Origin of the sequence: Streptomyces sp. C (assembly GCF_000158895.1) — a bacterium.
GTDB classification, from domain to species: Bacteria; Actinomycetota; Actinomycetes; order Streptomycetales; family Streptomycetaceae; genus Streptomyces; species Streptomyces racemochromogenes.
Genome location: NZ_GG657750.1, coordinates 46957 through 58332 on the forward strand (window position 1 = coordinate 46957; position 11376 = coordinate 58332).

Annotated in this window: 12 protein-coding genes and 3 pseudogenes; 8 read left to right on the forward strand and 7 right to left on the reverse strand. The window is 69.7% G+C overall.

All coding sequences use genetic code 11. The features are described 5' to 3' along the window. Positions 1-81: 81 nt before the first annotated feature. Both SSNG_RS45155 and SSNG_RS43280 read left to right on the forward strand, forming a co-directional pair. A pseudogene (locus SSNG_RS45155) lies at positions 82-373 on the forward strand (winged helix-turn-helix domain-containing protein); the annotation flags it as partial. Beyond that, a pseudogene (locus SSNG_RS43280) lies at positions 373-923 on the forward strand (transposase). The pseudogenes SSNG_RS45155 and SSNG_RS43280, both read left to right, overlap by 1 nt. Before the next feature lie 72 nt (positions 924-995). On the opposite strand, the gene SSNG_RS00270 reads toward SSNG_RS43280, so the two are convergent. Both SSNG_RS00270 and SSNG_RS41000 read right to left on the reverse strand, forming a co-directional pair. Further along, the gene (locus SSNG_RS00270) at positions 996-2069 is read right to left on the reverse strand and encodes a winged helix-turn-helix domain-containing protein (RefSeq protein ID WP_007261760.1); all 1074 of its coding nucleotides are present in this window, start codon (positions 2067-2069) and stop codon (positions 996-998) included. A gap of 12 nt (positions 2070-2081) precedes the next feature. Next, complete coding sequence (locus tag SSNG_RS41000) at positions 2082-2261, reverse strand: hypothetical protein (RefSeq protein WP_129593264.1); 180 nt, start codon at positions 2259-2261, stop codon at positions 2082-2084. Between the two features lie 326 nt (positions 2262-2587). On the opposite strand from SSNG_RS41000, the gene SSNG_RS00275 reads away from it, so the two are divergent. Next, complete coding sequence (locus tag SSNG_RS00275; protein WP_007261762.1) at positions 2588-2884, forward strand: hypothetical protein; 297 nt, start codon at positions 2588-2590, stop codon at positions 2882-2884. A gap of 830 nt (positions 2885-3714) precedes the next feature. Here SSNG_RS00275 and SSNG_RS42860 read toward each other — a convergent pair. The 3 genes from SSNG_RS42860 to SSNG_RS42865 all read right to left on the reverse strand — a co-directional run bounded on the left by SSNG_RS42860 (position 3715) and on the right by SSNG_RS42865 (position 5883). Further along, on the reverse strand, positions 3715-4005 hold the full coding sequence (locus SSNG_RS42860; protein ID WP_206731267.1) for a hypothetical protein: 291 nt from the start codon (positions 4003-4005) through the stop codon (positions 3715-3717). A gap of 399 nt (positions 4006-4404) precedes the next feature. Further along, positions 4405-5118, reverse strand: a complete 714-nt coding sequence (locus SSNG_RS00285) for a MarR family transcriptional regulator (protein ID WP_042800316.1) — start codon at positions 5116-5118, stop codon at positions 4405-4407. Between the two features lie 201 nt (positions 5119-5319). Then, positions 5320-5883, reverse strand: a complete 564-nt coding sequence (locus tag SSNG_RS42865) for a hypothetical protein (protein WP_206731268.1) — start codon at positions 5881-5883, stop codon at positions 5320-5322. 157 nt (positions 5884-6040) lie between these two features. On the opposite strand from SSNG_RS42865, the gene SSNG_RS42870 reads away from it, so the two are divergent. The 3 genes from SSNG_RS42870 to SSNG_RS00300 all read left to right on the forward strand — a co-directional run bounded on the left by SSNG_RS42870 (position 6041) and on the right by SSNG_RS00300 (position 7900). Further along, positions 6041-6334 carry a hypothetical protein gene (locus SSNG_RS42870; RefSeq protein WP_206731269.1) on the forward strand — a complete coding sequence of 98 codons (294 nt, stop codon included), beginning with the start codon at positions 6041-6043 and terminating at the stop codon, positions 6332-6334. Positions 6335-6394: 60 nt separating this feature from the next. Continuing rightward, a complete protein-coding gene (locus SSNG_RS00295; protein ID WP_007261766.1) occupies positions 6395-7486 on the forward strand; it encodes a serine hydrolase domain-containing protein in 1092 nt (363 codons plus the stop codon). Positions 7487-7555: 69 nt separating this feature from the next. Further along, a complete protein-coding gene (locus tag SSNG_RS00300; protein ID WP_007261767.1) occupies positions 7556-7900 on the forward strand; it encodes a hypothetical protein in 345 nt (114 codons plus the stop codon). Between the two features lie 224 nt (positions 7901-8124). Here SSNG_RS00300 and SSNG_RS00305 read toward each other — a convergent pair whose 3' ends face one another. Next, a complete protein-coding gene (locus SSNG_RS00305; RefSeq protein ID WP_007261768.1) occupies positions 8125-8727 on the reverse strand; it encodes a hypothetical protein in 603 nt (200 codons plus the stop codon). A gap of 667 nt (positions 8728-9394) precedes the next feature. Here SSNG_RS00305 and SSNG_RS00310 point away from each other — a divergent pair. Beyond that, a complete protein-coding gene (locus tag SSNG_RS00310; RefSeq protein ID WP_042800317.1) occupies positions 9395-9736 on the forward strand; it encodes a C2 domain-containing protein in 342 nt (113 codons plus the stop codon). Positions 9737-9765: 29 nt separating this feature from the next. Here SSNG_RS00310 and SSNG_RS00315 read toward each other — a convergent pair whose 3' ends face one another. Then, positions 9766-10242, reverse strand: a complete 477-nt coding sequence (locus SSNG_RS00315) for a hypothetical protein (protein WP_129593265.1) — start codon at positions 10240-10242, stop codon at positions 9766-9768. Positions 10243-10451: 209 nt separating this feature from the next. Here SSNG_RS00315 and SSNG_RS41580 point away from each other — a divergent pair. Then, a pseudogene (locus SSNG_RS41580) lies at positions 10452-11376 on the forward strand (hypothetical protein); the annotation flags it as partial.

An 11376-nucleotide genomic window follows, 5' to 3' on the forward strand; every position in this document is an offset into this window, starting at 1 on the left:
GACCTCTGCAAAGGCGCCCCGTTGCTGTCCGCGACGTGACGAGCCCAGCAATGAGCATGTGGGCGTGGCCGGTCAGGGGTCGCCGTGCTCGAGGAGGAGTTGGCCAAAGGTCCGATCGGGCCAGCCCAGCGGTGGACGCTCGCCAGGGTCAAGACCCTGATCGGCTGGCGGTTCCACAAGTCCATGACGTTTGTCGGGGATCTCCCAGATGCTGCGGCGGCACGGCTGGAGTCACCAGGTTCCGGCCCGTCGGGCCGTCGAGCGTGACGAGCAGAAGGTGACAGGCTGGGTGAAAGACGTGTGGCCGCACGTGGAACCACCGCGGCGGTGCTCGAAGCCTGGATCGTCTTCGATGACGAAGCCGGATTCTCGATCACGCCGCCGACCTCCCGCACCTGGAGCCGACGCGGAAACCACACCGGTCATCCGGGTCCGCGGCCGTTCCCAGCGCCGCTTCTCCATCGCAGCCCTGTGCTGCTACAAACCCGGCGAACGCTCCCGCCTCGTCTACCGGCCCAAACGCCACACCGATCACAAGAGCGGAGGCCACAAGAGCTTCGCCTGGACCGAGTACCGCGACCTGCTCATCGCCGCCCACCAGCAGCTCGGTGGACCGGTCGTCCTCAGCTGGGACAACTTGAACTTCCACGAGGACCGTCGGATGCGGGCCTTCATCGACGCACACGACTGGCTCACCGTCGACCACCTGCCGGCCTACGCACCCGGCCTAAACCCCGGTGGAAGGCATATGGTCGCTCCTCCGCCGCACCAGCCGGGCCAACACCGCCTTCACCGACCCAGACCACCTCATCCGCCGGCTACGGCACAGCCTCCGCCAGATCCAATACCGCAGCGACATCATCGACGGATGCCGCACCGCAACCGGACTCACACTGACGACACCACGCCCACAACCTCCGTAACAACCGCATTGCTCCTCGTACCCCGCGAACCCGCAGGTGCCGATACGGCGCTGGTGGCTGGGGGTCCGTGCTTCACGTGCTGGCCGGAGCCAAACCGTTGGTGTTCAGCAGGGCGAGGCCGAGATGGGTCAGCGTGTGAAGGGCAGCTTTCCGCTCGCGGGTGAGGACGGTCAGTCCGGCGCTGCGCAGCGTGGTGGCGTGTTCGCTGGCGCTGGCCGGTGATATCCCCGCCCGCTGGGCCAGCTGCGTCGTGGTGCACGCGGGATGGTCGGCGATCACACACAGCACGACCGCCCGGGTACGGCCGAGAAGCGCGGCCAGGGCCGGTGGCACCGGAGCATCGACCCGGCGTGCATTGGCGGAGAGATCCCACAGACCGACCGCGTCGACCGGATTGCTCAGAGCCGGATACACCATGACCACGGCGCCTGCCTGGCCGGCGAACAGTTGCGGCACCGGCCCGCAGAACACCGACGGAGCCAGAACCAGCGGGCGCCCCGCCAGGTGGAAGTCGGTGGCCGGGTGGACGAGCGGCCGGTAGTCCGCGATCTCCAGCACGGGGGGATTCCACACGGCCATCGGGCACAGGCTTTCCAGCAGCGCCGTCACCCCACCCCGCACCATGAGGCGCCCTCGGCGCGCCACCTCCCCGTCCAGGTGGTGGTGGATGCGCCCCCAGTACGGAGCCACTGCCACCCGGTGGCAGTGGTGCAGTGCGGCGGCAAGCCGTTGCACGGCCCCCCGGTCGGCCGCCATCACCCCGGACAGCCACTGCGCCCGCCGCCTGCTCGCCCCAAGTACGGCGAACTCCGCACGCAGACGGCCTTGTGGCGAACTGACCAACCGCTCCAGGCCCTCACCCATACTCTCCGCAGTGCCCACCAGGGTGAACAGGTCCACCAGCCCACCGTCCGGCGAGCTGAGGAATCTCGCGGCGTCCGGCCCATCTCCTGTAACGAGTGGGCTCGTGCGCGCGCGCCAGCCATGGAACAGCGCCTTGCCGTCCCGCCGCTGGAGGTTCCACAAGCTCAGTGTTGTCTCCGCGAGCGGACCCAGCAGATCGATCTTCACGCGCGCCAGGTCCTCCGTGGTGAAGTGCAATCGCAGCACACCGACCTCCTCATTCGCCTGGGCCGAATGCTTCACGTTGCGCTCGTTTCAGGGCAGACCGAAACGAGTCGATTTGCCTGTGTTCCTGGGCGATTTCTGTTCGCCGGAGCGCCACTTCCCGCCGACGGTCGGCGTACGGCGCATGGCGAACAACGCATCCGATCGCTGCAGCACGACAACGGCGAGCGTTGGCTCCTCCGTCGGTTCCGGCTCGCCGGTGAACGTCACGTGGAGCAAGTCCTCGGCCGTGCAACACACGTAGCACACAGCCTCTTCGCTATCTGGTGAACGGTTCAGGCGCCCGTGTCAGCACCCTCGGTTCGGCTACGGCCGAATCGAATAGCGCGGACCCGCTCTCGAATCCGATGGTAGGGACCGGCAGCCCCGAGTGGTGCGGCGGTGGGCGCGGAAGCGGCTAACCCGCCACAACGGCCCGCCTAAACAATCAGGCAGCCGCTCAACTCGGTGATGCAAACACCAGGGGAGCCGGCCAGCACCTCACACGGTGAGACGCAATCACACGGGTCAACGCAACCTACATAAAGGAGTTCAGCATGCGCATCATTCGCAATGTCCTCGGAAGCGTGGGGGCCGCCGCCGCGCTCGCACTCGCGATCACCGCAACCCCCGCCGCTGCCGCCGCTCCGGCAGCCACGGCGTCGGTCGTGGCGCCCACGGCAGCAGAGCCCAGCGCGCTCGCGCTCTACTGGTCGCCGACGAACCAATACTTCACCTATAAGTCCACCTGCGACGACCGCGGCGCGTGGTACTGGGACAACTACGCCAACGTCTACAGCTGGGACTGCCGCCCGACCAGCGACGGCTACAGGCTGTGGCTCCAGAAGGGCTGAACAAGCAGTGGCGAACTGCTGATTCGCCACTAGTGGCCTGTCACGCAGCCTCGTCCGGATCCTGTCCGGGGTCGTGCCGCAGCGCGGGAACGGGGATCGCACCGGTGGCCGCAGAGCTCGGGAAGGCTTCCTGACAGGAGACGGTGGTCTGCAGTGCGGGGCGGTCCTTCCAGATTGGGAGGGACCGCCCCCAACCATCCTGGCTGTTGCGCTATGAGTGAGAGGGCTCTCCAGATGCCGGAAGACCGGGCAATGGGGCGCGTATTGCGGTCATCCCACCTGCCGGGCTCGAAAAGGCCTCCCCATGCCCCAATGACCCCAATACGGAAGCGTGAGGCCACCGAATCGAGACGAGCGGCTACTGGGAACCACAAGGGGCGTCGGCCTCTCGGTCACGGCTCGAAGAAGTCCCGGGCATGCGACAGACCCTCCCAGGGGGACGAGGGTGAGCACGTAGCCACGTACCGGGCTGTGCACTTTCACGGCTCTGGCAAGATTTTCGTAACCGAAGATCATCCCGGGTCGAGGGTTGAAAGCTGACGCCGCTGAGTCACAGTGACCACCAGCAGTAGTGATTCCCTGGGCGACAGCGTGCCGGTCTTCGCGGAGGGCTCCGGCGAGGCCGGCGAGAGGGGCCAGTCCGCTGTGTGCGAGGTCGTCCAGCCAGTCCTGGAGGGGTGTCCGCGTCGTGGTTGTCGAGCATGGCCGCGAACCGGCGGACCAGATCGTGCGCCTGCCTGAGTTCCGGGCACTGGTTGAGGAGCCAGGGCAGGCGGTCGCTGATGTGGAGGTTGCGCCGGTGCGGGTGGGTGATGATCCAGCGGGTCGCTTCACGCGGGGAGGGTGGTCGCTCGCGTGGCTCGTCCAGGGGCAGGCCCCGCCCGGAGGGGTGCGACGGCCATCTTCACGCGCTGGTAGTGGCCGAGGTATCCCTTGGCCTGGAGTTCCTCGTGCAGGACCTCCGCGCTGTGCTGTCCCTCGTCCCAGCGTTGCTGCAGGTAGTCGAGGTAGGGATCCAGAGCGGAGGGCTTGCGGGGCGGGCGGCGCATCACCTCCTGCCAGGTTCGAGCCCGGGCGTATTTGCCGACCCTGCGGCAGTCCAGGCCGAGCTCGCGGGCCACGGAGCTGTGACTCCGGCCGGTGCGGGTCAGGGCCTGAACGGCTCGAAAAGCCGGCGGGCGTGCCGTGCGGCCCGACTGTCCTCCGTGTTGTTGCCGGCGGTCACCCCGGCCGGTGCGGGATCGCTTTCGCTGGCCGGGGGTAGTGCTGCGGGTAGGCAGGCGCGGGGGGGCGGAGGCGATGTCCTGGACGCGGCGGGAGAGGCCCTGCCAGAGATGAAAGCGGTCGCTGACCTGCACCGTTTCCGATGACCTGAACGCGACGTCGCGTTCACAACCCCAGCAACACTCCCCTTGCACGGAAGAGTTGTTTTCTCAGCTCACAACCCCATGATCGTTGTACCAAGCCTGAATTCAACCACCGATCATCCCTACGCCGTTGCGACAGACGAAGACTGAACGCTACGGGGCGCCGCCGCGCCGCCATTCCTCCGCCGCCTGGACCATGGCCCGGCCGACGTGCTCGAAGAAGTCGCCGATGTCCTGCATGCGCGCGCCGGAGGGGGTGGACGTTCCGAGGGTCCGGGCGCTGCGGCGGGCGAAGTCGGCCAGCATGGTGTTCTGCCGGGCGCTGGCCATCCAGCCGCGGAACCAGGCGTCGGCGTCGATGACGTAGCGGTCGCGCCGTCGGCCCGGGTCGCGTTCGCGCCGGATGAGCTCCTGCTGTTCGAGTTCGCCGACGGCCTTGGAGACGGACGCCGGGCTGACCTGGAGGTGCCGGGCGAGTTCGGTGGCGGTCAGGCTCCCGCCGTCGGTGAGGTACAGGCATGTCAGCACCCGGGCCGTCATCCGCGGCAGCCCGGTGGCGACCATCATCGCGGTGAACTGCTCCTCCACTTGGCGCACGGCCTCGGGATCGCGCCCGTGCGCGTCCTCGGCGCCCCGGGCCGCCGGGGCCCGGTCGGGGGCCTGCGCGCGGCGCCTGGCGCGTCCGGCGGTCGCCCGGTGTGCCACGTCGGCCCGGTAGGCGCCCGCGCCGCCGTTGCGGGCCACCTCCCGGGTGACGGTGGAGACGGGCCGCTCCAGCCGGGAGGCGATCTCGGAGTAGGTGCGGCCCGCCGCCAACCCCTGGGCGATCTCCTGCCGTTCCTCGTGCGTCAGCCGGCCGCCGGGCACGGGCCACCTCCGTCGTCTTGTCGGGTCGGGTCGGGTCGGGTCGGGTCCCAGTATTGCTTTCGGAGACAGTCCATTGCAAACAGTCGGCCTCGCGTTTGCGTTAGCCCTCAGGCTCATTGCAAAACATCACCTGCTCTGACCTGCGAACTAACGAACCAGGTCGGGCATTCAATTGACGGATGACTGAAAGCTAATTAGCTTTCAGTCATCCGCGAAAACAAGGAGCCCGTGATGACGCCCTTCCTCACTCCATTGCGCACATGGCACCGCCCCCTGGTGGTCTGTGCCGCGCTCATGCTCGGTCTGGTCATCCTCTCCGGCGTGGGGCTCGCGGCCGACGGCCGGACGCTGCTGGACGAGCCGGTGTGGGTCAAGCCGCTCAAGTTCGGCTTCGCCTTCGCCCTCTACGCCGGCACGCTGGCGTGGCTGTTGACGAAGCTCCGCAGGGGCCGGCGGGCCGGCCGGTGGTTCGGCACCGCCTTCGCCGTGGCCGCCACGGCGGAGGTCGGCGCCATCACCGTCCAGGCGGCGCGCGGCACCTTCAGCCACTTCAACGCCGACCAAAGCGACCCGGTCACCCGCGCCCTGGTCCCCGTACTCACCTTCGGCGTGATGGTGATCGTCATCGCGCAACTGGTACTGGCGGTCGTCGTACTCCTCCAGCGCGGCGGCGGTGCCGCACTGAACCGGGCCGTCCGCGCCGGGCTGGGGCTGGCCACCTTCGGGATGCTCGTGCCGGTCTTCTGGATGACCACCGAGATCCACCCCCGTACGGTGACCGACGCGGGCGGCCGCTCCGTGCCCATGTACCAGGGCCACGGCATCGGCGACCCCGACGGCCACGGGATGCCGCTGACCGGCTGGAGCACGACCGGCGGCGACTTCCGGGTCCCGCACTTCTTTCGCCCTGCACGGCATCCAGGTGCTCCTGCTGGTCGCCGCCGTGCTGGCCGCCCTGGCCGCGAAGCACGTCTGGCTCCGCGACGAGAAGGTGCGCGCCCGCCTGGTCGGCACTGCCGTCCTCGGCTACGGCGGGCTGGTCGCGGTGGTGACCTGGCAGGCCTGGCGCGGCCAGTCCCCGGCCCACCCGGACGCGGCCACCCTCCTCGCCCTCGCCGCGGTGCTGCTGCTCCCGGCCGCGGCCGGCACGGCCGTGGCCGTCAGCGCCAGGCGCCGCACGACACCCGTCGTCCCGACCGCTGCCCTCGCCGCCTGACGCTCCGTCCACAGCCACTCCCCCGTCCGCCCCGCCCGGCTCCCCGGAAGGAAACCCGACATGAACTCCGTGCCCTCCCCCGCGATAACCACCCCGCAGGACGCCCTCGACCAGGCCGTGGCCCGCTTCGGTGCTCCCGGCATCGCCGCCGAGGTCCGTGACGGCCGCGGTACCTGGTTCGGCTCGGCCGGCTTCTCCGACACCGCGGCCGGACTGCGGCGGCAGCCGTCCGAACGGTTCCGGATCGGCAGCACCACCAAGGCGTTCACCGCAGCCGTGGTCCTCCTGCTGGCGGCCGAGGGGCGGCTGGGCCTCGACGACACGGTCGAGCGGTGGCTCCCCGGCCTGGTGGCGGGCAACGGCCACGACGGCCGCACGGTCACCCTCCGACAGCTGCTCGACCACACCAGCGGCATCTTCAACTACGGCAACGACCCCGAGTTCTTCGCCAAGGGCGTCGGCGAGGCCTGGTTCCGGCACCGCCACGATTCCCACGCCCCCGAAGAGCTCGTCCGGATCGGGCTGGCCACCCCGCCGCTCTTCGCCCCGGGCGAGGCCTTCCTCTACTCCAACACCAACTACTTCCTGGCCGCGCTGATCGCCGAGAAAGCCACGGGCAGGACGTTCGCCCAGGAACTCGACCGGCTCGTCGTCCGCCCTCTGGGACTGGCCGGCACCTCCTTGCCCGGTGCGCGGGCGCACATCGACGGGCCGCACCCGCTGCACTACTCCACCCTCTTCTCCGGCGACACTGCGGCCGCGGTGCACGACGCGACCGTGATGGACCAGTCGTTCGCCTGGGCGGCCGGCGGCATCGTCTCCACCCTCGGCGACCTCCAGTGCTTCTTCCGGGCCCTGCTCGCAGCGGACCTGCTGCCCGCCGCCGAGCAGCGGGAGATGTTCACCACCGTCGCGACCGCCGGCCCCGTCCCGTGGATCCCGGGCACCCGCTACGGCCTGGGGGTGCTCTCGCAGGACCTGCCCTGTGGAATCACCGTCTGGGGCAACGCGGGTGCGACGTACGGCTCGTGGACGTACGCCGTGGGCTCGCGCGACGGCGGCCGGCTGCTCACCGCGCAGGTCAACGGCGACTGGAGCGGGCTGGGCGTCTTCGACGGGGTACTCGACGCGGTGTTCCGCCGGGCCGGGTGACCGGCGGAGTTCTCTTCGATCCCTGCCGGCACCTGGAGGTTCACGACCAACACGGGCATCGAAGGGATCTTGACCATCACCGGCGACGGACAGTGGTCGGAGACCCGGTTGGGACTCTCGGGCCGGTGGGAGTACGACGTCTCCCGCCTCACGGTCACCATGGACGGCGTCGACAGCGAGGGCGCGGAGCCGAACCGCATCCCGTCGGTTCCGGAGCGCGCCAAGGAGGCCCTGTCCCGGGAGTACTCCATGCAGGGCGGCTGGGCTGTCGGCCTCGGCGAGAAGGTGAAGGCTCGCAGGGACAAGGACGACGTGGTCCTGGAGTTCGCAGACTTCACGGACGGGAGCAAGGGCTCACCCGAGCACGTCGAGTCCTTGGTCTTCACCCTCAACCGCCTGAAAGAGGCACCCTGACCCTGGCCTACCGCAGCTCGCCGCCTACCCCGCGGTGAGCTGCCGACAATACCGACGACGGCCTTCTGCCGGCACGCCGTCGGCGTGCCGGCAGCGGTCTTCAGCAGCGTCCGCACCCGGTTCCACCCAGCCGGAGAGCGGGCTCCGCGCCGGCGGCTTGAAGTCAAACGGCCACTGCCTCTCAAGATCCATTTTCGCTACACGGCCTAAGAGTTGTCCCGTAACTACTGATCGGGGTGGACGCCTCGGATATGTGCGACAACGTCTGGTTGGCCGAGGCCGGCACGGTTGATCCGGCCTCGGCCTCGGATCACGCCGTCTGCGGCCAGTCTTTTCCGCAGTGCGTCGGGTGCCAGGGGGGTCTCGAAGCCCTCGCAGAGGCCTCGCCCTGTATCTGCGTACTCGTAGCGGACCGCGTACATCCTTCCCTCGTGATGCCATTCGCAGCGAACCAGAGGTCGCGCGAGGACCGCTTCGAACCACGCTGCCACTCTGTTCCCCAGCTCCGTAGGGCTGCCCGCGGCTCGGAAGGCGAACTCACTGGCGGCCTGCCGGATAGTGAAGTCCTGGTTGTGGAGTTCGCCCCCGCGGACGACGGACCCGTCGAAGTGGGCGCCCACCGTCAGAACTCCCTGGTTGCGTTGCGGGTCACCGATGTCCAGATAGACGATCAGCTGGCCGTCGAAGGTGCGGGCCGAGGGCAGCACGACCGTGTCGAGCGGGTCCACCAGCCAGGATCCCGCGCGTTCGGCCAGAACGTCGACGAACGCGCGTTGGGCGGCGTCCAGGTCGTCCTCTTCGTACTCGAACCAGGGGATCTCATCCATGACCGCACTCTACGGTCGACCCAAAGCTGTCCAGGAGCTGCCGACGGTGGCGGCCCGGTACCACCGCCTCGCCAGTGCGCTCCTCCCCGCAGAAGGCTGACTCTCCATTGCCGGAGGCCTGGGGCAGGGTCCATACCGGTGCTGACATCCACTGCAGGGACGTTTCCCCCCTGGCCGTTGTCGAGCTGCGTCCAGCACCAGATGTCGTTCTGGCCCCTGGTGAGGGTCTCCGCGCCCCCAGCACGCGAACCAGCTGAACGTGCCATTGAGCTGGCCGCGGGTCGCCGCCGAACGGTGCGAGCGATCGGCGTATCCGTCCCGCCTCAGTTGCCGGCTGGGAACGCCGAGTTCGGGGCGGCCCAGTGCTCAAGAACCCTCCAGAGGGCGGGGCAGCAGACGGACGCCGAGCCTGCGCAAGCCCCCGCCGGGGCGGGCCGGTGCGGCCGTGCTGCGGGGCCGGCTGGTCATCGTCCAAGACGGGCAAGACCACGCTGCTGGAGGTGTACGCGCCCAGGACGTGCGCGTACGACGCGGGCTGCCGCGCCCTACCTCAGACCGTCTCGACCCACGCGTCGCTTTGCCGACATCCAGTCTGGCGCTACGCCGATACGGCCACGGCCCTTGCGATGATGCCCCAGGCCAGACCATCGACCACGGGGAGAACCGCATGGCAAATCTGAAGATCACCCTTTGCGAGGGCAGGGTCGCAGCCGCAGACCTGTTCAACAGTGACCCCTACGTCGCGGTGACAGTCGCTGAGACGAGGGTCCAAAGTCCGATTGAAGAGGACACGACCAGCCTCCAATGGAATTGGGAGTACGTCTTCGAGAACATCACCCCGGATCACCGAGTCAGGTTCCACGTATACGACTCTGACACGCCCGACCCTGATGACGACCTGGGATATTTCCAGACCACGGTCGCCCGATTCCTGAACGGAAAGGAAGGCGCGAAGCAGACGATCCACGTCGGCGACAGCACCCTCGTCGTCGTGGGGACCTGGGTCTGATCGGATCCGCTCCCGACCCGTCGCCTCGTTCACCCCCGCGATCCGCAACGAGCCACCGGCCGTACGCCGGGCACGGTCAGCCGCTCCACCCCCACCGTGCTGCTCCCGTCGAGAGCACGGTGAGCGCGCCGACGTCCCCAGGGCGGGTCCTCCGCGGACGCGTCCTCGACGGTCCCGTCTGTAGTCCGGCCGGGACGGTCAGCTTCGCGGCGGTGCGGCACTGCGGCCCGGTCGAACACCGCACCCGCACCGAAGCCTTCGGCCGGGCGCTGGCGCCGGGCAGGGGCCTGCGCCAGCCTGCCGGCGTCGCCCGGCTGACTCTGGCGATACGAGGAGGGAGCGGCGGCCGGGTGCGTGCGGCGGACCGCCCGCCAGTCCACCTCCGGCCGCACCCTCGGCAGCAGCGCGAGGTCCTCGGCGTCGAAGAGCGGGACGGCCGTGGCGCCGCCCTGCTTCTCGTCGTCGACCTCCACCACCCCAGCCGGGCTCAGGAGGGCAACGCCCACGCACTTCCCAGCAGCACCATCAGCACCATCGCCGCCCGCGAGACCAGCCCCGCCGGCCGGACTCATCGCCAAGCCCTTCTAGGGCGCGTCCTTCGAATCAGACGAGCCGGCGACGCTTGGCCCCGTGCCTCGTCGTGTTCTTGTCGGTCGCCACCGTTCCGCGTCATAGTCCTCAGCGGATGTCAGAGGTACCCGCGAAGATCACAGCCATGAACCTCCCCACCGCCCTCGCCGGGCTCGACACCCACCCCTGGGCCACCGTCAACCACGCCTACGGACCCGCCGAGGACCTGCCCGGGTTGTTGCGCGTCTTCGCGGAGGGCGGTGAGGACGCCGAGGAGGCACTGCAGGAGCTGTACAGCTGCATCGCGCACCAGGGCACCGTGTACGCGGCCAGCGCCGACGCCGTCCCGTACCTCGCCCGCATAGCCGCCTCCGGTCGGCAGACCGTCAACGCGCTCCAGTTGCTCGGCTGCCTCGCCGAGAGCGAGGACGACCACGACATCGAGCCCGGCGCCGTCCGTGCGGCCGTGACGGCCCAGTTGCCGCTGCTCGTACCGTTGCTGGCCGATGAGGACGTCGCCGTCCGGCAGGCAGCGGGTTGGACGGTCGGTCACACCCGGTTCACCCGCACCACCCTGTCCGGCGTCCGGGCCCGCCTGGCCGCCGAGACCGAGCCCACCGTGCGGGCCGAGCTCCTCACTGCGTACAGCCGGCTGGACCGCGCGGGCGCGGTCGCCGAGGCCCGCACCCTGCTCGGCCCGGACACGCCCGTGCCACTGCGGTTGGCCGCCGTGTTCGCCGCCTTGGGCCCTGGGGAGCCGTGGCTCGCCGCGCACCGCGACGCCGTCCTCGGCCTGTTGCCCGCACGTGAGACGGCCGCGTCCGGCTACGCGGACGAGCACCGGGATCCGTTGAGCGCCATCGTCGAGATCCTGCTGGGGCGGGACGCCGACGCCGACCGAGAGGGTGCCCTCGCGCTGCTCGACGCCGCGCTGCGCGACGAGCGCCCCGGCGTGCGGGCCGAGGCCCTGTGGGCGGCCGACCGCCCCTCCCCCCTGTCCCGCAGCGCCCCGCAGCGGCTGGTCCCCGCTTCGCACCCGCTCGCCGCCGACCCGACGGCCGCCCGGCTGC

What these genes read in the sequence shown, in the direction of transcription:
- SSNG_RS00275 (WP_007261762.1), top strand. Translation starts at nt 2,588, where the DNA reads ATGCGCATCATTCGCAATGTCCTCGGAAGCGTGGGGGCCGCCGCCGCG.
- SSNG_RS00305 (WP_007261768.1), bottom strand. Translation starts at nt 8,727, where the DNA reads ATGGATGAGATCCCCTGGTTCGAGTACGAAGAGGACGACCTGGACGCC.
- SSNG_RS00310 (WP_042800317.1), top strand. Translation starts at nt 9,395, where the DNA reads ATGGCAAATCTGAAGATCACCCTTTGCGAGGGCAGGGTCGCAGCCGCA.
- SSNG_RS00295 (WP_007261766.1), top strand. Translation starts at nt 6,395, where the DNA reads ATGAACTCCGTGCCCTCCCCCGCGATAACCACCCCGCAGGACGCCCTC.